Annotated in this window: 20 protein-coding genes; 3 read left to right on the top strand and 17 right to left on the bottom strand. The window is 69.9% G+C overall.

The window, feature by feature from the left end:
- Positions 1-51: 51 nt before the first annotated feature.
- Entirely contained in the window at positions 52-795 is a 744-nt protein-coding gene (locus H9658_RS10210) for a sulfite exporter TauE/SafE family protein (protein WP_191825250.1), read from the top strand.
- Positions 796-1,205: 410 nt separating this feature from the next.
- On the opposite strand, the gene H9658_RS10205 is transcribed toward H9658_RS10210, so the two are convergent.
- The 4 genes from H9658_RS10205 to H9658_RS10190 form a co-directional block, all read right to left on the bottom strand.
- Entirely contained in the window at positions 1,206-3,383 is a 2,178-nt protein-coding gene (locus H9658_RS10205; RefSeq protein ID WP_179567353.1) for a carboxy terminal-processing peptidase, read from the bottom strand.
- A gap of 238 nt (positions 3,384-3,621) precedes the next feature.
- Positions 3,622-4,638 carry a lipoyl synthase gene (gene lipA / locus H9658_RS10200; protein WP_191825249.1) on the bottom strand — a complete coding sequence of 339 codons (1,017 nt, stop codon included), beginning with the start codon at positions 4,636-4,638 and terminating at the stop codon, positions 3,622-3,624.
- A 22-nt stretch (positions 4,639-4,660) separates the two neighbouring features.
- Positions 4,661-5,308, bottom strand: coding sequence for a lipoyl(octanoyl) transferase LipB (gene lipB / locus H9658_RS10195; protein ID WP_191825332.1), 648 nt, complete (start codon positions 5,306-5,308; stop codon positions 4,661-4,663).
- A 53-nt stretch (positions 5,309-5,361) separates the two neighbouring features.
- Positions 5,362-5,640, bottom strand: coding sequence for a DUF493 family protein (locus tag H9658_RS10190; RefSeq protein WP_009606261.1), 279 nt, complete (start codon positions 5,638-5,640; stop codon positions 5,362-5,364).
- A gap of 281 nt (positions 5,641-5,921) precedes the next feature.
- Between H9658_RS10190 and H9658_RS10185 the strand changes: the two genes are divergently transcribed.
- Entirely contained in the window at positions 5,922-6,983 is a 1,062-nt protein-coding gene (locus tag H9658_RS10185; RefSeq protein ID WP_191825248.1) for a lipid A deacylase LpxR family protein, read from the top strand.
- 120 nt (positions 6,984-7,103) lie between these two features.
- Here the strand turns inward: H9658_RS10185 and H9658_RS10180 are convergent, their stop codons facing one another.
- From H9658_RS10180 to H9658_RS10120, 13 genes are all read right to left on the bottom strand, one after another.
- Positions 7,104-8,315 carry a D-alanyl-D-alanine carboxypeptidase family protein gene (locus H9658_RS10180; protein ID WP_191825247.1) on the bottom strand — a complete coding sequence of 404 codons (1,212 nt, stop codon included), beginning with the start codon at positions 8,313-8,315 and terminating at the stop codon, positions 7,104-7,106.
- Positions 8,316-8,508: 193 nt separating this feature from the next.
- On the bottom strand, positions 8,509-9,960 hold the full coding sequence (locus tag H9658_RS10175; protein ID WP_191825246.1) for a septal ring lytic transglycosylase RlpA family protein: 1,452 nt from the start codon (positions 9,958-9,960) through the stop codon (positions 8,509-8,511).
- On the bottom strand, positions 9,957-11,093 hold the full coding sequence (mltB, locus tag H9658_RS10170; protein ID WP_179567365.1) for a lytic murein transglycosylase B: 1,137 nt from the start codon (positions 11,091-11,093) through the stop codon (positions 9,957-9,959). The genes H9658_RS10175 and mltB overlap by 4 nt, the downstream gene beginning before the upstream one ends.
- A 225-nt stretch (positions 11,094-11,318) precedes the next feature.
- Positions 11,319-12,710, bottom strand: coding sequence for an NAD-dependent succinate-semialdehyde dehydrogenase (locus tag H9658_RS10165; RefSeq protein ID WP_191825245.1), 1,392 nt, complete (start codon positions 12,708-12,710; stop codon positions 11,319-11,321).
- A gap of 67 nt (positions 12,711-12,777) precedes the next feature.
- Positions 12,778-14,184, bottom strand: a complete 1,407-nt coding sequence (locus H9658_RS10160; protein ID WP_179567369.1) for an NAD(P)(+) transhydrogenase (Re/Si-specific) subunit beta — start codon at positions 14,182-14,184, stop codon at positions 12,778-12,780.
- A gap of 4 nt (positions 14,185-14,188) precedes the next feature.
- A complete protein-coding gene (locus H9658_RS10155) occupies positions 14,189-14,515 on the bottom strand; it encodes an NAD(P) transhydrogenase subunit alpha (protein WP_179567371.1) in 327 nt (108 codons plus the stop codon).
- Positions 14,516-14,518: 3 nt separating this feature from the next.
- Entirely contained in the window at positions 14,519-15,661 is a 1,143-nt protein-coding gene (locus tag H9658_RS10150; RefSeq protein WP_191825244.1) for an NAD(P) transhydrogenase subunit alpha, read from the bottom strand.
- 436 nt (positions 15,662-16,097) lie between these two features.
- The gene (locus H9658_RS10145; protein WP_191825243.1) at positions 16,098-17,432 is read right to left on the bottom strand and encodes a virulence factor family protein; all 1,335 of its coding nucleotides are present in this window, start codon (positions 17,430-17,432) and stop codon (positions 16,098-16,100) included.
- Between the two features lie 340 nt (positions 17,433-17,772).
- Complete coding sequence (gene rodA, locus H9658_RS10140; RefSeq protein WP_191825242.1) at positions 17,773-18,891, bottom strand: rod shape-determining protein RodA; 1,119 nt, start codon at positions 18,889-18,891, stop codon at positions 17,773-17,775.
- Entirely contained in the window at positions 18,888-20,945 is a 2,058-nt protein-coding gene (gene mrdA / locus H9658_RS10135; RefSeq protein WP_191825241.1) for a penicillin-binding protein 2, read from the bottom strand. Before mrdA ends, rodA begins: the two co-directional genes overlap by 4 nt.
- A 1-nt stretch (position 20,946) precedes the next feature.
- Complete coding sequence (gene mreD / locus H9658_RS10130; protein ID WP_179567381.1) at positions 20,947-21,432, bottom strand: rod shape-determining protein MreD; 486 nt, start codon at positions 21,430-21,432, stop codon at positions 20,947-20,949.
- Positions 21,429-22,556, bottom strand: a complete 1,128-nt coding sequence (mreC, locus tag H9658_RS10125; protein ID WP_191825240.1) for a rod shape-determining protein MreC — start codon at positions 22,554-22,556, stop codon at positions 21,429-21,431. Before mreC ends, mreD begins: the two co-directional genes overlap by 4 nt.
- 169 nt (positions 22,557-22,725) lie before the next feature.
- The gene (locus H9658_RS10120; RefSeq protein ID WP_003465837.1) at positions 22,726-23,772 is read right to left on the bottom strand and encodes a rod shape-determining protein; all 1,047 of its coding nucleotides are present in this window, start codon (positions 23,770-23,772) and stop codon (positions 22,726-22,728) included.
- A gap of 262 nt (positions 23,773-24,034) precedes the next feature.
- Between H9658_RS10120 and H9658_RS10115 the strand changes: the two genes are divergently transcribed.
- On the top strand, positions 24,035-24,967 hold the full coding sequence (locus H9658_RS10115; protein ID WP_179567385.1) for a carbohydrate kinase family protein: 933 nt from the start codon (positions 24,035-24,037) through the stop codon (positions 24,965-24,967).
- The last annotated feature ends 249 nt before the right edge of the window (positions 24,968-25,216 follow it).

Here is a 25,216-nt window from a genome sequence, read left to right as displayed (position 1 = left end):
CTGAAGCGATCGCGCATTGTCCGGCGCCGCGGCACGGCCGATGCTGGAGGCATGCACTCGCTCATCCCGCATCTACTGCCGATCGCCGCGGTGTTCTGCCTGGCCGGCTTCGTCAAGGGCGTGGCCGGGACCGGCCTGCCGACCGTCGCAATGGGCTTGCTGGGGCTGTGGCTGGCCCCGCCCGAAGCGGCCGCGCTGCTGGTGCTGCCGTCGCTGCTGACCAATCTGCAGCAGGCCTGGGGCGAAGGCGCGGCGCCGCTGTTGCGGCGGCTGTGGCCGCTGCTGGCGACGATCGCGATCGGCACCTGGCTCAGCGCCGGCATCCTGGTTGGCGCCGATCCGGCGCTGGCGCGTGGCGGTCTCGGCGCCTTGCTGGCGCTGTACGCGCTGCTCGGCCTGAGCCGCTGGCAGGGCCGGCTGCCGCCGCGGCACGAGCCGTGGGCGGGCCCGGCGGCCGGGTTGGCGACCGGCCTGCTGACCGGCGCCACCGGCGTGTTCGTGCTGCCGTCGCTGCCCTATCTGGTCGCGCTGGGCCTGCCGCGGGAGACGCTGATGCGCGCGCTGGGCTATTGCTTCTTCACCGCCACGCTGGCGCTCGCCACTGCCCTGGCCTGGCATGGCGCGTTCGCGCGCGGCGCGCTCGGGCCGTCGTTGCTGGCGCTGCTGCCGACCGCGATCGGCATGTGGCTGGGCGCGCACCTGCGCCGGCGCATTTCCGCCGAGGCGTTCCGCCGGGTGTTCTTCCTGACCTTGCTGGCGCTGGGCGTGCATCAGCTGTGGCAGGCGCTGGGTTAGCGCAGGTTTCGATGCTGATGCGCACTTGTAGGAGCGGCTTCAGCCGCGACCAGGTCTTACCGGTAACGCCCGGTCGCGGCTGAAGCCGCTCCTACAAGAGCGTGTCAGGCCACCTGTCGGGGCTGAAGCCCCTCCTACAGTGCGCCCAGCCGGCCCGTCGCAAACCCTTGCAGGAGCGGTTTCGGGCGGCATCGGGCCATCAGTCGCGACGGCTTTATCGGTAAGGCCCGTCGCGACTGAACTCGCTCCCACAAAGAGCCTGTCGATACGCTGGCGATGACCTGCCGGCGCTGAAACCCCTCCTACAGTGGAATGCAGGCGACTGCGTGCGGCCAAGCGAACGCCCAACGAAAAACGCGCCACCGCTGGGCGATGGCGCGTTGGTGTTCGCGCGGCGATGAAGCGCGGGCTCAGTCGGCCCAGCGCCCCGGGCCGGTGGACTGCGGCAGCACCTGCACCGACAGCGGACGGTCCTTTTCCAGCAGGTTCAGCGCATCGGCCAGGATCGAGGCCGACTCGCGCAGCAGCGGATCCGGGCGCTTGTCGACCAGCTTCTCGCGCGCGGCGTCCTTGACGATGTCGCGCTCGTTGCCGGTCAGGCCGTCGTCGCTGCTGTCGTCGGCGAGCGGATCCAGCGGCAGGCCGAGCTGCTTGCGCGTCTCCTGGCGCTGCTTGCGCTGCACGTCCTGCTTCTCGCGCTCGGCGCGGCGCTCGGCCTCGTTGAGCACCACGTACTTCTTCGCCGCCTCGGTGCGGAACTGCTGCACGTCCTCTTCCCACCACTGGAATTCCTTGTCGCTGGCGATGCGGCTGGCATGCAGCGTCTCCAGTTTCGGCAGCAGCGGCGCGAAGTTGCCGTACTGGGTGTGCGGCACCGCGGCGATGCGGGTCCACGGCAAGGCGTTGGGATAGGTGCTCTCGCCGAACTCGGTGGCATCGACGCTGGCCGGGAACGCGATATCCGGCACCACGCCCTTGTGCTGGGTGCTGCTGCCGCTGACCCGGAAGAACTGGGCGATGGTCAGCTTGACCTGGCCGAAGCGGTCGGTCTCGTTGGCCGGCCAGCGGTCCAGGTCGACGATGTTCTGCACCGTGCCCTTGCCGAAGCTGGTCTCGCCGATGATCAGGCCGCGACCGTAGTCCTGGATGGCGCCGGCGAAGATCTCCGACGCCGAGGCCGAGCCGCGGTTGATCAGCACCGCCAGCGGGCCGTCCCAGGCCACGGCCGGGTTGTCGTCGCTGTTGACGGTGACGCGGCCGCCGGATTCGCGCACCTGCACCACCGGACCCTGCTCGATGAACAGGCCGGTCAGCTCGATCGCCTCGTCCAGCGAGCCGCCGCCGTTGTTGCGCAGGTCCAGCACCACGCCGTCGACCTTGTCGGTCTTGAAGCCGGCCAGCAGCTTGGCCACGTCGCGGGTCGCCGAGGCGTAGTCGCTGGCGTTGCGGCGACGGCCTTCGAAGTCCTGGTAGAACGCCGGCAGCTTGATCACGCCGACGCGCCGCGCCGGTTCGCCGTCCTTCGCCGGCAGGGTGATGGTCTCGCCCTTGGCGGCCTGTTCGGCCAGGCGCACCTTCTGCCGGGTCAGCAGCAACTGGCGGTGCTTGCCGTCCACGCCGGCCTCGGCCGGGATGTACTCCAGGCGCACCTGGGTGTCCTTGTCGCCGCGGATCTTGGCCACCACGTCGTCGATGCGCCAGCCGATCACGTCCTCGACCTGGCCGGACTTGCCCTGGCCGACGCCGACGATGCGGTCGCCCGGCTTCAGCGTGCCGTCCACCGCGGCCGGACCGCCCGGGATGACCTCGCGGATCACCACCATGTCGTCCTGCTTCTGCAGCTGCGCGCCGATGCCTTCCAGCGACAGCGACATCTGCTGGTTGAAGTTCTCGGCGGTGCGCGGGGTGAAGTAGTCGGTGTGCGGATCGACGGTGTTGGTGTAGGCATTCATGAAGAACTGGAACACGTCCTCGCTCTTCAGTTCCTTCACCGAATCGGCGAGGTTGGCGTAGCGCTTGTCCAGGGTCTTGCGGATGTCCTCGGGCTTCTTGCCGGCGAGCTTGAGCCGCAGCCAGTCGTTCATCACCGACTTGCGCCACAGATCGTCCAGCTCCTGGTTGTCCTTGGGCCACGGCACGTCCTTGCGGTCGTACTCGAACTTCTCGCTGCCGTTGAAATCGAAGTCCTGCTTGAGCAGCTTGCGCGCGTAGCCGATGCGCTCGTCCACGCGCTGCCGGTACACGGCGAACACCTGGAACGCCGGCTCCAGCTGGCCGGCGGCGATATTGCTGCCGAGGTTGGCCTGGAACGCGGCGAACTTGTCCACGTCGGCCTGGGTGAAGAACTGCTTGCTGCCGTCCAGCGTCTCCAGGTACTTCTTGAAGACTTCCTTCGAGGTCGCCTCGTCGAGCGCGCGCGGCCGGTAGGCGTAGCGGCTGTCGGAGAGCAGCCCGTACACCAGCTTGGCGGTGGTGGACTGGTCGGCGGTCGAGGCCGCCGGCAGCGCGGGCGCGTCGGTGCGGGCGAACAGCGCCAGCGGCGTGGTCAGCGCGAACGCCAGCAGGAAGACGGAAGCTTTGAATTTCATCTACGTACTCTCGGCACGAGGCCGTCAGGGGGGCTGCAGATCGCGTGAGACAACACGACAGTGCCGCAAGTTGCAGGCCGTGTCACCTGTTCCTGAACCAGACTAGCCGGGGCCCGGTAGCGAAGTGTGAATGGTGCCGGTGCAGGCGCTGCGGGCGGGCGTCGCGGCCGGCACGGCGGGCGTCCTGGGCGATCGCCAGGACGCGGCGGCAGGGCCGGAACGGGGCCGCAGGGCGAACTCAGGCGGCGACGCCGGCGCCGGCCGCCTGCCGATCGGCGTGATAGGACGAGCGCACCATCGGCCCGGAGGCGACGTGGCTGAAGCCCAGCGCGTTGCCGTACTCCTCCAGCGCCTTGTATTCCTCCGGCGTCCAGTAGCGCATCACCGGGTGGTGGTGCGCGGTCGGCTGCAGGTACTGGCCGATGGTGACCATGTCCACGGCGTGCGCGCGCAGGTCGCGCAGCGTGGCCTGCACCTGCTCCATGGTCTCGCCCAGGCCGAGCATGATCCCGGACTTGGTGGCGATGGACGGGTGCTGCGCCTTGAACTTCTGCAGCAGGGTCAGCGACCACTGGTAGTCGGCGCCGGGACGCACGTTCGGGTACAGGTCCGGCACGGTCTCGATGTTGTGGTTGAACACGTCCGGCGGATTGGTCGCCAGGATCTCCAGCGCGCGGTCCATGCGGCCCTTGCCGCGGAAGTCCGGGGTCAGGATCTCGATGCGGGTGGCCGGCGCGGCGGCGCGGATCGCGCCGATGCAGTCGGCGAAGTGCTGGGCGCCGCCGTCGCGCAGGTCGTCGCGGTCGACGCTGGTCACCACCACGTAGCGCAGGCCCATGTCGGCCACGGTCTGCGCCAGGCTGGCCGGCTCGCCGGCGTCCGGCGGCTTGGGCCGGCCATGGGCGACGTCGCAGAACGAGCAGCGGCGGGTGCAGACCTCGCCCAGGATCATGAAGGTGGCGGTGCCGTGGCTGAAGCACTCGTGGATGTTCGGGCAGCTGGCTTCCTCGCAGACCGTGACCAGACGGTTCTCGCGCAGCTTGGCCTTGAGGGTCTGCACGGCGTTGCCGGACGGGATCCGCACCCGGATCCACGACGGCTTGCGCAACACCGGCGCATCGGCGAACTGCACCGGCGAGCGGCTGATCTTGTCCCCGCCCAGTTGCTTGACGCCGGCCTGCAGCGGCGCGGACGCGGGCGCGCTGTCGCCGGAAAGGACCTGCAGGGGGATGGTGCGTGCGCTGGGCTGGGTCATGGCGTCGTCGGCGGGCAGGCGGTCAGGCCGCGTGCGTGAGCGTGAGGTCGGGCAAGGCGTCGAGCGGCTGCAGGGTCAGCCCGAACTGGCGTGCCAGTTGGGCCAGCAGCACCGGTTTGACGGCCTGCATGCCGGAGGGACCGCCCAAGTCTAGCACCGAGGTCACCTGCAGGCCCTGGTAGCCGCAGGGGTTGATGCGGTGGAACGGCTCCAGGTCCATCGCCACGTTGAACGACAGGCCATGGAAGGTGCAGCCGCGGCGCACGCGGATGCCGAGCGCGGCGACCTTGGCCGCGCCGACGTAGACCCCGGGCGCGCCGTCGCGGCGCTGGCCGAGGATGTTCCATTCGTCCAGCGTGTCGATGATGGCCTGCTCGATCCGGCACACGTAGTCGCGCACGCCGATCTTGAGCCGGCGCAGGTCCAGCAGCGGATACGCCACCAGCTGGCCGGGGCCGTGGTAGGTGACCTGGCCGCCGCGGTCCACGTGCAGCACCGGGATCTCGCCGGGCGCCAGCACGTGCTCGGGCTTGCCGGCCTGGCCGAGGGTGAACACCGGTTCGTGCTCGACCACCCACAGTTCGTCGGCGCTGGTTTCCTCGCGCGCATCGGTGAAGCGCTGCATCGCCCGCCACACCGGCGCGTAGGGCTGGCGGCCGAGATCGCGCACCCGGCACGGCGGCGGCGCCTGCGCCGGTTCCGGCGGCGGTACCGCGGCGCCGGCTACAGCGTCCACTTCACTTCCGGATGCTCGCGCAGCGCCAGGTGCGCGGCGTCGTACTGGGCGCGGTCGGCGGCGCGGAAGGCGATCCGCACCGACACGTACTTGCCGTTGGACGAATGCTTCCAGCTGATGCGCTCTTCCAGCACGTCCACGCCGGCCTGGGCGAGCAGGCGCGGCAGTTCGGTCTCCAGTCCGGTGTTGGCGGTGCCCATCGCGCTGAGCTCGAAGACGCCGGGGAACTGGAAGCCGTGATCGGGGTTGTCCGAGGTGATATCCATGGCTGCATTATCGGGCCGGCGCCGGGCAAACCCAAGGCCGCGGCGCGCCCGCCGGCCGCGGGGGGGGGGGGCGGCCGCCGGGGCGCGCCGCGTCAGCATGTGGGCACGGTTGGCAAGCGATGCCAATAGGACGAAGCGATACGGCTACACGGCTTTCGCGCCAACGTCGCCGCGGCCTATGCTCGCCCCGGCATTTTATGAATGCAGGCTTCACGGGACGCGCGCATCCGTCCCGCTAGCGTCGGTGCACCCATTCCTCCTTCCCTCCAGGGACGTCGCCCATGCCGTCATCGCGCCTGCCTCTCGCCTTCGCCGTCGTGCTCGCCCTCGCTTCGCTGCCCGCTGCTGCCGCCACCGACCGGTGCGCCGGCAGCGCACTGGAAGACACCCCGCCGACGGTGAACTTCCGCGTCGACAACGACCTGTTCGGCGGCGCCGGCCAGGACCAGGGCTATACCAACGGCTTCGGCATGACCCTGGTGTCGCCGAACCTGGTCGACTTCACCGACGACCCCTGCCTGCCGCGGCTGGCGCGGGCGGTCAACCGCTACCTGGAGCGCCTGCACCCGGGCGAGTTCGAGCAGCAGAACATGGTCTTCAGTTTCGGCCAGGCCATCTACACCCCGACCGACAAGACCCGCCGCGACCTGATCAAGGACGACCGCCCTTATGCCGCGATACTGGCGGTGAACTTCGGCTACAACGCGCGCAACCAGGACCGCCTGCGCACCACCCAGCTGCTGCTGGGCATGGTCGGTCCGTCGGCGCAGGGCAAGCAGGTGCAGGATGCGGTGCACGACGCGCTCGGCGACGAGAAGTTCCTCGGCTGGGACAACCAGCTGCACGACGAACCGGTGTTCCGCCTGCTGCACGAACGCATGCGCCGCTGGCCCGGCGACGCGACGGTAAATGCCGACGGCTGGGGCTGGGACGCGATCAGCCACTGGGGCGGTGCGCTCGGCACCCTGGAGACCCATGCCAACGCCGGCGCCGAAGTGCGCTTCGGCTGGAAATTGCCGGACGACTTCGGCAGCTCGCCGCTGCGCCCGGCCGGCGAGAACACCGCCCCGCCCCGCTACGGCCTGGGCCGCGGCTGGTCGGCGCATCTGTTCCTGACCAGCGACGCACGCTGGGTCGTGCGCGACATCACCCTGGACGGCAACACCTTCCGCGACAGCCACAGCGTGAAGAAGCGCCCCTTCGTCGGCGAGGCCGGTTTCGGCCTGGCGGTGATGCGCGGCAAGTGGAAGTTCGCACTGGCACGCTACTGGAGCACCCGCGAATTCGACCTGCAGAAGCAGACGCCGGTGTTTGGCAGCTTTACGATCAGTCGGCGGCTGTGAAAGGCCGGGATTGGGGATTGGGGATTGGGGATTGGAAAAAGCGCCCCGGCTTCGGCGAATCCCAAATCCCGAATTCCCAATCCCAAAAAAAAGCCGGCGCAAGCCGGCTTTTTTTTCAACTCATTCGGCTTCCCACCACATCCAGAAGCTGTCCCACAGACGCTTGAAGAAGCCGGCCTCGTCGACCGCCTTCAGTGCCACCAGCGGCGCCTGCGCGATCACCTTGCCGTCCAGCGAGACCTTCACCGTGCCGATCGCCTGGCCCTGCTTGATCGGCGCTTCCAGGGTCTTGGGCACGTCGATCGACGGCTTCAGTTCGTTGTAGCGGCCGCGCGGCACGCCGACCAGCAGCGGCTGCGCCACGCCCAGCAGCACTTCCTTCTCGGTGCCCTTCCACACGCGCTGCTGCGCGACCTGCTTGCCCGGCTCGTACAGGCGGTGGGTTTCGTAGAAACGGAAGCCCCAGTTCAGCAGCGCCAGGCTGTCCTCGGCGCGCTGCTTCTCGGAGCTGTCGCCCATCACCACCGCGATCAGGCGCTGGTCGCCGCGCTGCGCCGAGCTGAGCAGGCAGTAGCCGGCCTCGGAGGTGTGCCCGGTCTTGATGCCGTCCACGCTGGGGTCGCGCCACAGCAGCAGGTTGCGGTTCTGCTGAGTGATGTCGCCGACCTTGAATTCCTTGATCTTGTTGTAGGCGTAGGTTTCCGGATAGTCGCGCACCATCGCCCGGCCCAGCAGCGCCAGATCGTAGGCGGTGGTGTAGTGGCCTTCGGCGGACAGGCCGTGGGCGTTGACGAAGTGCGAGCCGGTCATGCCGAGCTTTTCCGCGTAGTTGTTCATCAACGAGGCGAAGGCTTCCTCGCTGCCGGCGGCGTGTTCGGCCAGCGCGATCGCCGCGTCGTTGCCGGACTGGATCGCCATGCCCTTTTCCATGTCCTCCAGGCGCGCGGTCTGGTTGACCGGGAAGCCGCTGTAGCTGCCGTCGGTGCCGGCGCCGCCTTCGCGCCAGGCGCGCTCGCTGAGCATGACCTGGTCGTCGCGCTTGATCTTGCCCAGCTTCAGTTCGGCGGCGATCACGTAGGAGGTCATCACCTTGGTGATGCTGGCCGGGGCCACCCGCACATGTTCGTTCTCGCCAGCCAACACCTGGCCGGTGGCGTAGTCCATCAACACCCAGGACTTGGACACGGCCGGCTTGGGCGCCGGCGGGATCGCCACGGCGGCGGGCGCGGTGGCGGCGGCGGCAGGCGATGCCGGCACCGGGCCGGGGGTCTGCGCGGAAACCAGGCCGACGGCGAAGGTGGCCACGGCGGCGACGGCGAAGCGGAATTTCATCTAAAACGACTCCTGGCAGGCCCGAGGGCCGATGGTAAACGAGGCATTGTAGGGCCAGCCGGCGCCCGCCCAGGCGCCGCAGCGGCGCAGGCGGGAGTCGGCGTTAAGCCATCGGCGCGAGAGCGGCACGCGAACCTGGCGACGGCCGGCACGCGGCGGCGCGAGCGACAGGCGTGCGGGTTCGCCGCGCGCTTCAGTCCTTGACGATCTGCGGACGCCCGAAGCCGAGGCCGGCGATGCGGCTGGCCAACTCGGTGGCGCGGCCGTGGTCCTCGGCCGCGACCCGCAGCCGCCACAGCGTGCGTCCGCCGGACACGATGTCGCTGACGCTGGCGCCGACGATGCCGGCCGAGGCCAGCTGCGACAGCGCGCGGTTGGCGTTCTCGCGGCTGGCGAAGCTGGCCACCTGCAACAGGATGCCGAGCGGGCCGCGCGCGGCTGCGTTGTCGGCGGCCGCGCGGGTCGCCGACACGGCCGGCGCCGGTGCCGCAGCCGCGACGGTGGTCGCGGTGGACGCCGGCGCCGCGGCAGCGGTGGCGCGTCGCGGCGGCACCTGCGTGGTGGCGACGCTCGCATCGACCTTGGCCGGCTTGCCGGTCGCCACGCGCACGCCGCGCGATTTCATCCAATCGTCGAAATGGTCGGCATTGGCCGCGGTGTCGGCATCGGCCTGCACGCGATAGCGCCAGCGCTCACCTTCCGGCAAAGCGGCTGCCGCCGCGGTCGCACTGGCGGCGCTGGGCGCAGCGGTGCTGGACGCGGCAGCGCTGCGCGCCGGCACGCTGGACGCGGCGACGACGGTGGCCGGCTTGGCCGGCAAGGCCTTGACCAGGTTGTCCATGTCGGTGGCGCGCCGCGCCGCCGCGGTCTGCACGGCACTGCCCGTTCCGGCCGCGCTGGCCAGCGTGGTGCCCGTCGCGACCTGCTTGCCGGTCCGCCGCGACGCGAGCAGGTTGCCGTTGTCGGCCGGGGTCAGCCCGCGCACTTCGACCCGGCCGGTGCCCTTGCCGGTGATGCCGAGCTTGACCGCCGCCGCGTAGCTCAGGTCGATGACCCGGTCGTCATGGAACGGTCCGCGGTCGTTGACCCGCACCACCACCGATTCGCCGTTGTCCAGGTTGGTGACCAGGGCGAAGCTGGGCAGCGGCAGGGTCTTGTGCGCGGCGGTGAACGCGTACATGTCGTAGACCTCGCGGTTGGAGGTCAGGCGGCCATGGAACTTGCTGCCGTAGTACGAGGCGGTGCCGCGTTCGACGTAGCTGTGCGGGTCGTCGATGATCTTGTATTCGCGGCCCAGCACCATGTACGGCGAGCGGTTGCCGACCGCCGAGCGCGGCTCGTTGGTGACCAGCGGCTCGGGGATGCAGGCCACGTTGGGCACGTAGTCCGGCGTGCTGTCGCTGACCCCCGGCGCGTACAGGCCGCCGGCGGTGTAGTTGCCGCGCGTGGACGGGTCTTCCTTGGCCGGCGCGTACGGCGAGGTGGACGGGCAGCCGGTGGCGACATGCGCCGGGCCGCGGCCTTCCACCCTGACCCCGGGCGCGGCGGCGCCGCCGGCGGCGGTCTTCTTCGGGGCGCTGCTGCAGGCGGCCAGCGCCAGCAGGGCGACGACGGGAACGATCCGGAGCAGCGCGTTCGGGTTCATGCCGGGGGTAACTCCTTGCCGGCGATGGCCTGGGACAGTTGGTACACGGCCATCGCGTACATCTTGGAAATGTTGTAACGGGTGATCGCGTAGTAGTTCTGGAAGCCGAGCCAGTACTGCTTGCCAGCGCTGCCGTCGAGCGTGATCGGGGTGGCGGTGGCGCCGGCCGGGACCGGTGCGGCCGGCTGGTAGCCGCGCGCGGCCAGGTCGGCCAGCGTGTAGCTCGGGGTCCAGTCGGTCGGATTGAATTCCTCGGCGCCGGGACGCAGCGTGGCCGGCACCGCGACCGCGCCGTCGCGGACCCAGCCGCCCTTCTTGACGAAGTAGTTGGCGATCGAGGAGAACATGTCGTCGTAGTCGGTGAACAGGTTGCGCTTGCCGTCGCCATCGCCGTCCACCGCGAACTGGCGGTAGCTGGACGGCATGAACTGGCCCAGGCCCATCGCGCCGGCGTAGCTGCCGATCAGCGTGGCGATGTCCAGGTTCTCTTCGCGGCCGAGCGCGAACAGCTGGCCGAGTTCGTCGCGGAAGAACAGCTCGCGGCGCACTTCGCGCTCGAGCTTGGCCGGATCGCCGCTGCGCGGATAGCGGAACGCCAGCGTGTACAGCGCGTCGAGCACGCGGTAGCTGCCGGCGTTCTTGCCGTAGCTGGTCTCCACGCCGATGATCGCCACGATGATCTCCGGCGGCACGCCGGTGCGCGCCTGCACCCGCATCAGTTCTTCGCGATGCGTGGCCAGGAACGCGCGACCGCCGTCGATGCGCGCCTGGCTGATGAACATCGGCCGGTATTCGTTCCACGGTTTGACCCGCTCGGCCGGGCGCGACATCGCCGCCACGATCGCGTCCTTGAACTGCGCCTGCGCCAGCGTCGCCTCGATCTGTGCCGGGTCCAGGCCGTACTTGGCGGCGGTGTCGCGGACGAAGTTGGCGCGCGCGATCTCGAACGGCACCGGGGTCAGGTCGACCGGCGGCGCGGGCACCGCCTCGGGCGCCGCCTCCACCGGCAACGCCGGGCGCGGCGCGGGCTGCGGCAGCGCATTGGCCTGCGGCGGCGGCGGCGGAGCCTTGGGCTGGGTCGCGCATGCGACCAGGCCAAGCGTGATCAGGCAAATCAGCGAGCGTCGAATCATGCCGGCAGGTTAACAGAGTCCAGATGAATTTCCACCAATAACGCCATGAAACAAAAGAACTTTGCCGTGAATCAAGTGCGCCTGGCGTATTCATGCTGAGCAGCGCGGCGATGCCCCGCTGAGGCGCGGCGCCGGCATCGGCGCCATCGCCGGCCGCGCAGCACGAACGCAAAGGCCGCCGATGGTTGCCCACCGACGGCCCGGAGTGCTGCGCGGCGCCGACGCTCAGAACGGCGCGTCGATGTCCACCACGTCGATCAGCTTGTGGTTGACGAACTCCTTGATGCCCAGCCCGATCAGCTCGCGGCCGTAGCCGGAGCGGCGCACGCCGCCGAACGGCAGGTCGGCCTTGACCATGGTCGGATGGTTGACGAACACCATGCCGGTGGAGATGCGCCTGGCCACGTCGACGCCGCGCGCGGTGTCGGCGGTGAACACCGAACCGCCCAGGCCGAACGGCGAGTCGTTGGCGATACGCACCGCCTCGTCCTCGTCGGCGGCCTCGAACAGCATCGACACCGGGCCGAAGAACTCCTGGTAGTAGGCCGGGTTGTCCCTGGTCACGTTGGTCAGGATGGTCGGCTGCACGAACGCGCCCTGCGTCGGCACCTTGGGGCCGACCTCGGTGGCGGTGGCGCCATGGTCGACCGCCGCGGCGATCTGCAGCTTGAGCTCGTCGGCCGCGCCCTGCGAGGACAGCGGCGCCAGCGTGGTCGCCGCGTCCATCGGATCGCCGGCCTTGAGTGCGGCCACGCCCTGCGCGTAGCGGTGCAGGAACTGCTCGTACACCTCCCGCACGATGATCATGCGCTTGGACGACACGCACACCTGGCCGCCGTTCCAGTGGCGGCCGAACACCGCCCACTTCACCGTTTTGTCCAGCTCGGCATCGGCCAGCACCACGAAGGCGTCGGCGCCGCCCAGTTCCATCGTCGATTTCTTCAGCGCCCTGGCCGCCTGCGCGGCGACGATGGCGCCGGCGCCTTCCGAGCCGGTCAGCGCCACGCCATGTACGCGCGGATCGTTGAGGATGGTCTCCACCTGGGTGCGCGTGGCGTAGAGGTTGGCGAACGCACCGGCCGGCAGCCCGGCTTCGGCCATCAGCGCTTCGAACCTGGCCGCGCACTGCGGCACGTTGGAGGCGTGCTTGAGCAATACCGTGTTGCCGGCCGACAGCTGCGGGGCGATGATCCGCGCGATCTGGTAGTACGGGAAGTTCCACGGCTCGATCGCCAGCAGCACACCCAGCGGTTCGTGCACCACCATCGCCTCGCCCTCGGCCGGATCGGCCACCGGCAATGTTTCCGGCGCCAGCAGGCGCTCGGCATTGACCGCGTAGTACTCGAAGATGTCGGCCGACAGGGTCACCTCGGCTTCGGCCTCGCCGATCAGCTTGCCCATTTCCAGGGTCAGCAACTTGGCGTAGCCGCGCACATCGGCGCGCAACAGCTGCGCCGCCGCGTGCATGACCTTGGCGCGCTCGGCGAAGGAGGCGTTCTTCCAGTGCTGGAAGGCGGTATCGGCAGCGCCGATCGCGGCGAGCACCTGCGCATCGGTGGCTTCGGGGAAACTGGCGAGCAGTTCGCCGGTGTAGGGATTGCGGGTCGCATAAGCCATGGTCGTGTCCTCGTGGAAGGTGGGAAAGCGCCGGCGCGTGGCTGCGCCGGCACGGGAATCGGTTCGGTCAGCCGGCAAGTTCCTTGACCGCCTGCACCATGCGGTTGAGCACCGCGGCGGCATCGCCGTAGACCATGTCGCAGTTGTCGCCGTAGAACAGCAGGTTCTCCACGCCCGCGTAGCCCTTGCCCTGGCCGCGCTTGATCACGTAGACCTGGTGCGCCTGGTCGGCGTTGAGGATCGGCATGCCGTAGATCGGCGAGGCCTTGTCGGTGCGCGCGGCCGGATTGACCACGTCGTTGGCGCCGATCACCAGCGCCACGTCGGTGCTGGCGAAGCTGTCGTTGATGTCTTCCATGTCGAAGATCAGGTCGTAGGGCACGCCGGCCTCGGCGAGCAGCACGTTCATGTGCCCGGGCATGCGCCCGGCGACCGGATGGATCGCGAACTTCACGTCGACGTCGGCGGCCTGCAGCAGCTTGACCAGTTCGTACAGCCGCGCCTGCGCCTGCGCTACCGCCAGGCCGTAGCCGGGGACGATGATCACGCTGGAGGCATAGCGCATCGCCACCGCCGCATCGCCGGCTTCCACCGCGGTCATGCGGCCCTGCACGTCGCCCTGCGCCACCGCGGCGCCGTCGCCGAAATTGCTGAACAGCACGTTGGCCAGCGAGCGGTTCATCGCCTTGGCCATCAGCACGGTCAGCAGCGTGCCGGCCGAGCCGACCACCATGCCGGCGATCATCAGCGCCGGGTTCTGCAGCGCGAAGCCTTCCAGGCCCACCGCCAGGCCGGTGAAGGCGTTGTACAGCGAGATCACCACCGGCATGTCGGCGCCGCCGATCGGCAGCGTCATCAGCACACCGAAGCCCAGCGCGGCGACGAAGAACGCCAGTGCCGCCCAGCCGCCGCCGATCTGCGCAACCACCAGCGCGCCGAGCGCCAGCGCCGCGACGAACACGCCCGCGTTGAACACGCTCTGGCCCTTGAAGCGCCAGGCGCTGTTGATGCGGCCGTCGAGCTTGGCCCAGGCGATGACCGAACCGGACAGCGAGATCGCGCCGATCAACGCGCCGAGCACGGTCACCGCCAGGTGCAGGCCGCCGTGCTGCGGCTGCCGCGAGGTCAGCGCGACCGCGGCCACCGCGGCCGCGGCGCCGCCGCCCATGCCGTTGTACAGCGCCACCATCTGCGGCATCGCGGTCACCGCCACGCTGCGTCCGCTGCGCCAGGCCCAGGCGCCGCCGAGCGCGAGCGCCAGCAGCGCCAGGGCGAGATTGGTCAGCGCGTGCGGCTGCGCGCTGGGCTGCAGGTCGGCCAGATAGCCGAACGCGGCGGCGACCGCGACCAGCATGCCGATGCCGGCCAGCACGATGCCGCGCAGCGCGGTCACCGGCGAGGACATGTGCTTGAGGCCGAGAATGAACAACAGGGCGGCGGCGAACCCGCTGACTTCCACCAGTAGCTGCAACATGGCGCTATTCCTTCGGGGCGGAGGCGGAGACGGATTTGGCGCTGGGCTTGAACATCGCCAGCATGCGGTCGGTGACCACGTAGCCGCCGGCAGCGTTGCCGGCGCCGAGCAGCACGCCGACGAAGCCGATCGCCTGGCCGGCGACGGTGTCGGCGTTGAACAGCGCGTGCATCGCGCCGACCACGACGATGCCGTGGATGAAGTTGGAACCGGACATCAGCGGCGTGTGCAGGATCGACGGCACCTTGCCGATCACTTCGTAGCCGGTGAACGCAGCGAGCATGAACACGTACAACGCGATCATCCAGCTCATCGACAGATCGAGATTCATCGCTCAGGACTCCTTGGTGGCGGGCGCAGGCGGCGCCGCGCGTGGCGTGGGATGGCAGACTTGGCCGTCGCGGGTGAGCAGGGTGCCGGCCACGACCTCGTCGTCGAAGTCCGGCGCCAGCGCGCCGTCGCGGACCAGCAGCTCGAGCAGGTTCAGCAGGTTCTTCGCGTACAGCTCGCTGGCGTGCTGGGCCAATGCCGAGGGCACGTTGAACGGCGCGACGATGGTCACCGGCCCCACTTCCACGGTCTGCCCGGGCACGCTGCCCTCGCAGTTGCCGCCGCTGTCGGCGGCCAGGTCCACGATCACCGCACCGGATTTCATGCCGGCGATCTGCGCGCGGTCGATCAGGATCGGCGCGGTGCGGCCGGGCACGTTGGCGGTGGTGACGATCATGTCGGCCTGCTGGATGTGCTGGGTCAGCACCGCGGCGGCCTTGGCCCGCTCCTCTGCGGTGAGTTCGCGCGCATAGCCGCCCTCGCCGCGCGCATCGATGCCGGTATCGACGAACTTGGCGCCGACCGATTGCGCCTGTTCGCGCGTCTCCGGCCGCACGTCGTAGCCTTCGGTGATCGCGCCGAGCCGGTGCGCGGTGGCCAGCGCCTGCAGGCCGGCCACGCCCAGGCCCATCACCAGCACGCGCGCGGCGCGCAGCGAGCCGACCGCGGTGGTCATCATCGGCAGGATCCGCGGCAGGTGCACCGCACCCAGCAGCGGCGCGTAGTAGCCGGCCAGCGCGGCCTGGCTGGACAGCACGTCCAGCGCCTGCGCGCGGCTGATCCGCGGCACGGTTTCCATCGCGAACGCGGTGATGCGGCGTTCGCACAGCACCTCCAGCAAGCCCGGCGCCTTGGCCGGATACAGCATCGCCACCAGCACGCTGCCCGGACGCATCGCCGCCAGCGTCTGCAGCGACGGCGCCTGCACCGCCAGCACCAGATCGGCGCCGGCGACGACTTCCTGCGCGTCGTCGAGCACGGTGGCGCCGGCATAGGCGGCATCGTCGAAGCGCGAGGCCGTACCGGCCCCCGCCTGCAGGCGCAATTGCGCACCCAGTTTCGCCAGCTTCGGCAGCACCGCGGGCACCATCGCCACGCGGCGCTCGCCGGTCTGCTCTTCCTTCACTACCGCTACGGTGAACGCCATGGGTCGGTGCCTGTGGGGAACTGCAGGCACGATGCGCGCGCGGCGCGCCGCGAACATTGATTGCGATCAATTGCGGCCGGCGCAGTGGCCTGCGGTACAGGCGCGGGACGATTCCGGTAGCGATAGCGCCCGTCAGCGCTGCTGTGCTGGCGCCTCGCCGCGCCGACGGCGGCTACGACGCGGGAACGACCGGCTCGCCGCTGCACGCGGGCAGCGCACCGGACACGTGGTCGCCCAGGCGCCGGCAACGCTGCCGGTGGAGCGTTGCGGGTCACAGCCGTGCACGCGGATACGCGCGCTGCCTGCCTTCAGCGCAGCGACGCAGGGGACGCGTTGGAGGCGGACGCGACGGCCATGCGCGCATCGCCGGGCGCGACGGAGGTCTGGAGCGTCATCCGCCCCGGCATCGGCAGCGCCGAGGCCGGGGCGGATAACGCTATTGCAGCGCGCCGGGCGGAGTGCGCAGCGGCGCGGGTTGCACCGCGCCTGCGCGAGGATGCCCGGCATCGAGCGCCGCGACAGGATGCCGCGCGTCTTCTGCAAGCTGTTGCCAACGCGCGTCGACGATCGTCGCCAATCCGGCCGGATGCTGGTCGAAATGGTGGCCGCCGTGCAGCGCGACGATCTTCGCACCGCTGTCGCGCAGCTGCGGGCACACCGTGTCCTTCTCCTGGTCGCCATACACGCACAGCAGCTGCGACGGCGCGATGCGCGCGATTTCCGGCAGCACCGGCTTGGCGTCGTCGGCATCGCCCAGGTCGAACCAGTTGCGCACGCGGATCTGGAAATCGGCCTTGTGGTCCACGCCGAACAGGGCCAGCAGGCCGACCTGCGCGCGCTGCGCCGGCGGCAGCCGGTTGTACATGAACGGCATCGCGGTGGCGCCGAAGGAATAGCCCACCAGCAGGATGCGCTGCGGGTGCCAGCGCTGCTGGTAGTGGTCGATGACCCGCGCTAGGTCGGCGCTGGCCTGCGCCGGCGGCTTGTCGCGCCAGAAGTAGCGCAGGCTGTCCCAGCCGACCACCGCGATGCCGCGCCGTTGCAAGGCCTCGGCCATGCCCTTGTCGATGTCGCGCCAGCCGCCGTCGCCGGACAGCACGATCGCCAGCGGCGCGCCGGGCACGCGCACCGGCAATTCGGTCAACGGCAGGTCGTCGAGCGCACCGCCGCTGCCCGGCATGTGCAGGTGAGCGGCCACGCGCGCGGCCAGCATCGTCTCCGGCGCAGCGCCCACCGGTGCCGCGGTCAGATCGACGAAGCCCTGCGCGCTGTTGGCTTGGGCGGTGCCGGCGCAGACCTCGGTCGGCGCCGGCGCGATACCGATCGCGCCGCCCAGGGTCGCCGCCGGGGCGGCGCCGACGATGCGCTCGGCCAGGGTCGCGCTGGCGCCGGTCCCGGCCAGCATCGGCAGGAAGTAGCGGTCCCCGTGCAGGTCGCGCTGCAGGTGCCGGCTCAACTGCTCGGCATCGTGCCAGGCATGGCCGCAGCCGGTGCCGGCGCGCTGCAGGCGCGTCAGGTAGCGATCGCCATCGACCGTCGCGACCACCGCACCGGTCGCGGCGATGCGCGCCGCCGCGGCCTGGCGCTGCGCGCGGTTGCCGCTGGCGAACAGGATCACCATGCCCTGCGGCGGGCCGGGCGGCTGGGTCAGCGCGACCCGGCCGTAGCCGTGGCTGTGCATCGCGCCGACAGGAAAGTAGTAGCGGATCAACGCATAGCCGCTCAGGCCGAGCGCAACGCTCAGCAGCAGCAGGAATTTCAGGAATTTCATCGACACACATCCATGTCGGCACAGCCGAGCGGACAGGAACCACGGGGAAGACGAGAGAGGAACTGGTGCAGACGGACGGACGCAAGGACACGACACGGGCCTGGCCCGGATCGACGCTGCGCTGCGTTGGCTCCCCTCGGTGGACGCGGGTCGGCTGGGCGGCATCGAGGCCGCGCGTGGCTCACCCGGAACGGATCCTGCGCTCGCAGCGGACCGGAAAATCCGGCGCCGCGACGTGGCATCGACGCAAATTGTGCGCAGCGCCGACACATGCCGCAATCGTCTGCCACATCACCGCATACTTGCGGTTAAGCCAGCGCGCGCCGGCGGTGCGTGCGGCTCAGTAGCCGTGCACCGGGCGGTGCGCCTTGACCGCCATCACCAGGCCCAGCCCGGCCAGCAGCGACACCGCGGAGGTGCCGCCATAGCTCATCAGCGGCATCGGCACGCCGACCACCGGCAGCAGCCCGGAGATCATGCCGCCGTTGACCAGCACGTAGACGAAGAACGCCAGGCCGGTGGCGCCGGCGAGCAGGCGCGAGAACGTGTCGCGCGCCTGCGCGGCGATCCACAGGCAGCGCGCGATCACCACCAGGTACAGGGTCAGCACCGTGGCCACGCCGATCCAGCCGAACTCCTCGCTGAGCACCGAGAACGCGAAGTCGGTGGTCTGTTCGGGAATGAAGTTCAAATGCGACTGCGAGCCCAGGCCCCAGCCCTTGCCGTGCAGGCCGCCGGAGCCGATCGCGATCTTGGACTGGATGATGTTCCAGCCCGCGCCGAGCGCATCGTTCTCCGGATTGAGGAACATCATGATCCGGTCCTTCTGGTATGGCCGCAGCAGCCACAGCCAGGCCACCGGCGCGGCCGCGGCGACGCCGCCCACCGCGATGCCCACCCACCACCACGGCAGCCCGGCCAGCAGCAGCACGAAACCGCCGCTGGCGGCGATCAGCACGCCGGTGCCGAAGTCCGGCTGCAGCATGATCAGCGCGGTGGGAATGCCGATGATCACCGCGCTGACCAGCACCGTGGGCACGCGCGGCGGCAGCGGCACGCGGTGCAGGTACCAGGCCACCATCATCGGCATGCTGATCTTCAGCAGCTCGGCCGGCTGCAGGTAGAACACCTTCAGGTCCAGCCACTGCCGGCCGTACTTGCCGGTGCCCAGCGCGAACACCGCCAGCAGCGGCAGCATCGACAGCGCGTAGATCAGCGGCGTCCACGCGCGCAGGCGCAGCGCCGAGACCCGCGACAGGCCCCACATCGCCGCCGCGCCGATCGCGAAGCGGATGGCCTGCGCCAGCATCAGGTGGTTGCCGCCGGCCTGGCCGCCGGCGCTCTTGAGCACCGCCAGGCCGATCACCATCAGCGCGCCCAGGGCCAGGCACATCGGCCAGTCCAGGGTGCGGGCGAAACGGCCGCCGAGATCGGCCAGCCAGCGCAGGAAATCCTTCATCGTTCGTCCGGGATCTCGTCGGGGATCGGTGGCGGCGCCGCCGGCAGCGGCACCGCGGCGGCCTCCACTTCGACCGGGCCGATCAGCACCGGGCGCTCGCCGGCGGCCAGTGCCACCGCGTCGGCGGCGCCGCGCGAGCCCGGGTCCTCGGCGTAGTACAGCTGGCTGCCGAACGCGGTGGCGCCGCGCAGGCTGTCCAGCGGCTCGATGCCGGCGGGCAGGCGCCCGAGCAGCCAGGCATCGAAGATCTTGCGCGCGATCGGCGCGGCGGTGCTGGCGCCGTAGCCGCCGCCTTCCACCGCCACCGCCAGCGCGATGGTCGGCTGCTCGGCCGGGGCGAAACCCTCGAACAGCGAGCGATGGCGCAAGTGCATCGGCAGGCTGCGCGGATCCACCGCGGCCAGGCCCTTGCGGCTGACCACCTGCGCGGTACCGGTCTTGCCGGCCATCTGGTACGGCGCGCTGACCGCGATCGCATGCCCGCTGCCGCCGGGACGCATGGTGTCCATCATGCCCTCGCGCACCGCCTGCAGATTGCCGGGATTGTCGCTGATCGGCTTGCCCGGGCCGAGCGCCACCGGCGCCCATGGCTGGTCGAACGCGCCGCGCTGGGCCATCACCAGGTGCGGGGTGCGCAGTTGGCCATCGGCGATGCCGGCCACCGCGCGCACCAGCTGCAGCGGGGTCACCTTCCAGTCGCCCTGGCCGATGGCGATGTTGACCGTGTCGCCGGGATACCACGCTTCCTTGCGGCTTTTGGCCTTGTAGGCCGGCGACGGCACGATGCCGCCGATCTCGCCCATCAGGTCGATGCCGGTCGGCGCGCCGAAGCCGTAGCGGTTCATGTACTGGTCGACCTTGGTGATGCCCATGTCGACGGCCAGCTTGTAGTAGTACGTATTGACCGACTGCGCGATCGACTTGCGCAGGTCGGTCCAGCCGTGCCCGCCGCGGTGCGAGTCGCCCCAGCCGCGACTGACCCCGGGCAGGTAGAACATGCCGGTGGACAGGATCTTGTCCTCCGGCCGGCGCGTGCCGCTGTCCAGACCGGCCAGGCCCATGAACGGCTTGATCGTCGAACCGGGCGCCACCCCGCCGAGCACCAGGCGGTTGAACTGCGGCCGCGACGGATCGCTGTTGAGCGCCTGGAAATCGGCGTGCGAGATGCCGTTGACGAACAGGTTGGGATCGTAGGACGGCAGGCTGACCATCGCCAGGATCTCGCCGGTGCGCGGATCGATCGCGATGGCCGCGCCCTGGTAGTCGCCGAACGCGGCGACCATCGCGCGCTGCAGGTCGGCGTCGATGGACAGGCGCAGGTCGGCGCCGGACTGCGCCGGGACCCGGCCGACGGTGCGGATCGCGCGGCCCTGCACGTTGGTCTCGACCTGCTCGTAGCCGACCTTGCCGCGCAGTTCCTCTTCGTAATAGCGCTCCAGCCCCGACTTGCCGATGTGGGTCAGCGCGGCATTGCCCTCGCCGAGCATCTCCAGGTCCTTCTCGTCGATGCGGCCGACGTAGCCGATGATGTGCGCGAACAGGTCGCCGTAGGGGTAGTGGCGGGTCAGGTACGGCTCCAGCTCCACCCCGGGGAAGCGCCAACGGTCCACCGCGAAGCGCGCGCGCTCCTCCTCGCTGACCCGCAGCTTCAGGGTCACCGGGCGGAAACTGCGGCTGGCCTTGCGCGCGGCCTGGAAGCGTTCGATGTCCTCCGCCGACAGCGCGATGACCTTGCCCAGCTCGGCCAGCAGCGCGTCCATGTCCTCGACCTTGTCCGGGGTCACGTCGAGCCGGAACGCGGGCACGTTCTCGGCCAGCAGGCGGCCGTTGCGGTCGTAGATCATGCCGCGCCCCGGCACCACCGGCCGCGGCTTGATCCGGTTGGCGTCCGAGCGCGTGGCGTAGATGTCGTGGTCCAGCACCTGCAGCTTGAAGTACCAGGCGCCCAGGCCGACCAGCGCCACCAGCACGCCGAAGAAGCCCAGCGCCGCGCGGCGCCGGAACTGCTCGGCCTCGGCGTGCGGGTTCTTCTGCGTGCGGCGGGTGAAGGCCACGCTACTTGCTCCGCCGGCCCAGCCGCAGCGCGTCCAGCAGCACGAACAGCGGCGGCCACAGCGCCATGCCTAGCAGCGGCGCCCACCAGTAGTTCCACGGCAGCGTCGGCTCGCCCACCGCCAGATGCACCGCCGCGGCGACGATGCGGTCGTTGACCAGCAGGCCGCCGATCGCCAGCGCCTGCTGCGACATCGGGAAGAAGCGGATCCGCGCGCGGAAGCGCTGCAGGATGAAGCTCAGGATCACCAGCCGCAGCGCCTGCTCGCCGAGCACCCCGCCGTACAGCAGGTCGGCGACCACGCCGATGGCGAAGGCGAACCCCAGCCCGACCTTGTCCGGGGTCTCGATCACCCAGTACGCCACCACCAGCGCCAGCCAGTACGGCCGCAGCGGCTGCAGCAACAGCGGCAACGGCAACAGGCCCAGCACCAGCGCCAGGATCACGCTGACCGGCAGCACCCAGCCTTTGCTGCGGGGGCGGCTCATTGGTCCGTCTCCTGTGGAGACGGACGGGAATCGGGAATCGGGAATCGGGAATCGGGTGCTGCGCTTGCCGGCTTGGCCGGTGCGGGAGCAGCGGTGGCGCCGGCGGGGGTGGTTTGCGTCGACGGAGGCGTAGCGGCCCTGGCGCGGTTGCCTTCCGGCGCGGGGTGGGGAGCGGTGGGCGGCGCCGCATGGGCGGAATCAGCGGCGGCGCCGGCCGCCGAGCCAGCCGCAGGCACAGGCGCTGCATCCGCAGCCGCCGGCTTCATCAATTCCCGATTCCCGATTCCCCACTCCCGGCTCTTCAACAACAACACATCCCGCCCCCGATCCAGCTTCGCCGCCGGCTTCAGGTTGCCGACCAGGAAGGCGTGGGTGTCGTCCGGGCGCAGCGTCGCCACCGTGCCGACCGGGAAGCCGGCCGGGAAGCGGCCGCCCAGGCCGGAGGTGACGATCTCGTCGCCGACTTCGACCCCGGCGCTGAGCGGCACGTCGCGCAGTTCGAGGGTGTCGCCACGGCCGTAGACGATCAGGCGCACGCCGTTGCGCGCCACCGTCACCGGCACCGCGTGGTCCGGGTCGGTCAGCAACAGCACGGTGGAGTGCAGCGGGGTCACCTCGATCACCTGGCCCATCAGCCCGCCGGCGTCGATGACCGCCTGGCCGACGTGCACGCCGTCGCGGCCGCCGGCGTCGAGCACCAGGCGCTGCCGGGTCGGGTCCAGGTCGATGTCCAGGATCGGCGCCAGCTGCACGTCCAGGCCGCGGCGCTCGGCCACGCCCAGCAGCTCGCGCAGCTGCGCGTTGTCCAGCGCCGCGGTCTGCAGCCGGGTCAGCCGCGCCTTGGCGATCAGCAGCTCGTTGCGCAGCGCGCGGTTCTCCCTGACCAGCTGCGCATGGCTGGCGGCGTTCTCCTGCACCTGCGAGCCGAGCCGGCCCGGCAGCCCGGCCAGCGCCCACAGCGGCTGCACCAGCAGGTTGGTCTGGCTGCGCAGCTGGGCCAGCCAGCCGGCCTGCGCATCGAGCACGATCAGCACCACCGCCAGGGCCAGGTACGCCAGCAGGCGCGGCGTGCTGGCGGCTTCGCCCGGGCGGGCAGTGACGGGAGGACCGGCGTAGGGAGGCACAGTTAAAGCCGGGATTGGGGAATCGGGAATGGGGAATCGGAAAGCAACAGCGCATCCCCGGCTTGATCAGGCCGGGGCGCAGGCAAGGGAGCGGCTGCGGAGCCGGCAATGTCGGTGCGGAGGGGCCGTTCGATTCCCCATTCCCCACTCCCCATTCCCGGCTTCACGATCACTCCGGCGCGAAGAACTCGTTGCCGTGCATATCCACCAGCTCCAGCGCCCGGCCGCCGCCGCGGGCCACGCAGGTCAGCGGATCGTCGGCGACCTGCACGTGCAGGCCGGTCTCCTCGGAGATCAGCCGGTCCAGGTCGCGCAACAGCGCACCGCCGCCGGTCAGCACGATGCCGCGCTCGGCGACGTCGGCGCACAGCTCCGGCGGGGTCTGTTCCAGCGCCAGCTTGACCGCCGAGACGATGCCCGACAGCGGCTCGTGCAGCGCCTCCAGCACCTCGTTGGAGTTGATCTTGATCATCTTCGGCACGCCCTCGGCGAGGTTGCGGCCGGAGATTTCCATCTCCTGCACCTCTTCCTGCGGATAGGCGCAGCCGATCTGCAGCTTGATCCGCTCGGCGGTGGCCTCGCCGATCAGCATGCCGTGGTTGCGGCGCACGTAGTTGGTGATCGACTCGTCGAAGCGGTCGCCGCCGATGCGCACCGACTGCGAGTAGACGATGCCGTTCAGCGAGATCACCGCCACCTCGGTGGTGCCGCCGCCGATGTCGATGACCATCGAACCGCGCGCCTCGGTGACCGGCATGCCGGCGCCGATCGCCGCGGCCATCGGTTCCTCGATCAGGTACACGTCGCGCGCGCCGGCCTCCTCGGCCGATTCCTTGATCGCGCGGCGCTCGACCTGGGTCGAGCCGGCCGGCACGCAGACCAGCACGCGCGGGCTCGGACGCAGGAAGCGCGACTTGTGCACCTTCTTGATGAAGTGCTTCAGCATCGCCTCGGTATAGGTGAAGTCGGCGATGACGCCGTCCTTCATCGGGCGGATGGTGGTGATGTGGCCCGGGGTGCGGCCGAGCATCTGCTTGGCCTCGGCGCCGACCGCGGCCACCGAACGGGTGCCGCCGATCGCCCGGTCCTGGCGCACCGCGACCACCGACGGTTCGTTCAGCACGATGCCCTGGCCACGCACGTAGATGAGGGTGTTGGCCGTGCCCAGATCGATGGACAGGTCGTTGGAGAACATGCCGCGGAGTTTCTTGAACATCGGGGAATTGAGTCCTGGGGAGTCGCGTGCCGTCGCCGAATGGCGAAAAAATGGGCAGAAAACGAAGTCTGCTAGCGTAACAACCCACCTGGGTGCGAGCAAGGAAAATTCTCGCTAAAACCGCGCCTTGCATGCACTCGCAGGGGGCGCCGTGCATCGTGCTTGTGGCCCTGCCCGGCCGCAGCCGTTACCCTTTGCGCCGCGGCGACCCCGCACGCTGCCCGCCTGAATGCGGGCTCATCCCTCCGCCAAGGCCTGCCCGATGTCCGCACTGATCTGTGGTTCCCTCGCTTTCGACACCATCATGGTGTTCCCGGACCAGTTCAAGAACCACATCCTGCCGGACAAGGTGCACATCCTGAACGTGTCGTTCCTGGTGCCGCGGATGCGCCGCGAGTTCGGCGGCTGCGCCGGCAACATCGCCTACAACCTGCACCTGCTGGGCGGCGATCCGATCCCGATGGGCACCGTGGGCCAGGATTTCGGCCCGTACCGCGAGCATTTCGAGACGCTGGGCATCGACCTGTCGCGGGTCAAGGTGATCGACGAGCTGTTCACCCCGCAGGCGTTCATCACCACCGACCACGACAACAACCAGATCACCGCGTTCCATCCCGGCGCGATGATGCGCAGCTACGAGAACCACGTGCGCGACGTGCCGGGCGTGACCCTGGGCCTGGTCGGCCCGGACGGGCGCGAGGGCATGATCCAGAACGCCGAGGAGTTCGCCGCCGGCGGCATCCCCTTCATCTTCGATCCCGGCCAGGCGATGCCGCTGTTCAACGGCCCGGAGCTGCGCACTTTCATCGAACAGGCCGACTACGTGGTGGTCAACGACTACGAGTCCAACCTGCTGCAGGAGCGCACCGGCTGGAACGAGCAGGACATCGTCTCGCGGGTGCAGGCCTACATCACCACCCAGGGCCCGAAGGGCGCGCTGGTGTACACCCCCGACAAGACCTACGACGTCCCGCCGGCGCACGAGCGCCGCGTGGTCGACCCGACCGGCTGCGGCGACGCGTTCCGCGCCGGCCTGATCTTCGGCATCGAGCGCGGCTGCGACTGGCTGACGATCGGGCGCATGGGCAATCTGATGGGCGCGCTGAAGGTGGAACACCCGGGCACCCAGAACCAGCGCTTCGACTTCGACGAGTTCAACGACCAGTTCAAGCAGCAGTTCGGGTATGCCTTGTAGCCGGGATTGGGGAGTCGGGATTGGGGATTCGTAAAAGCAGGGTTCTGGCGCCTTGATGCCACGACAAGCCGCGCGATCGCGCGGTTTTTTCGTTTTGGCCCAGGGCGGGAAGGGATCCGACCCAGGCAAGCCGCTCTTGCCAATCCCCAATCCCGACTCCCCACTCCCGGCTTTTGCTGCACTGCAGTTTGAGCCAAGGCCCGGTTTGTGCGTCACTGCCACTCTGGTCCCGGGTGGGGACCGAGGATG

This window comes from Xanthomonas bonasiae, from assembly GCF_014836395.1.
In the GTDB taxonomy this organism is placed as follows: Bacteria; Pseudomonadota; Gammaproteobacteria; order Xanthomonadales; family Xanthomonadaceae; genus Xanthomonas_A; species Xanthomonas_A bonasiae.
This window is presented reverse-complemented; position numbering and strand designations above follow the sequence as displayed.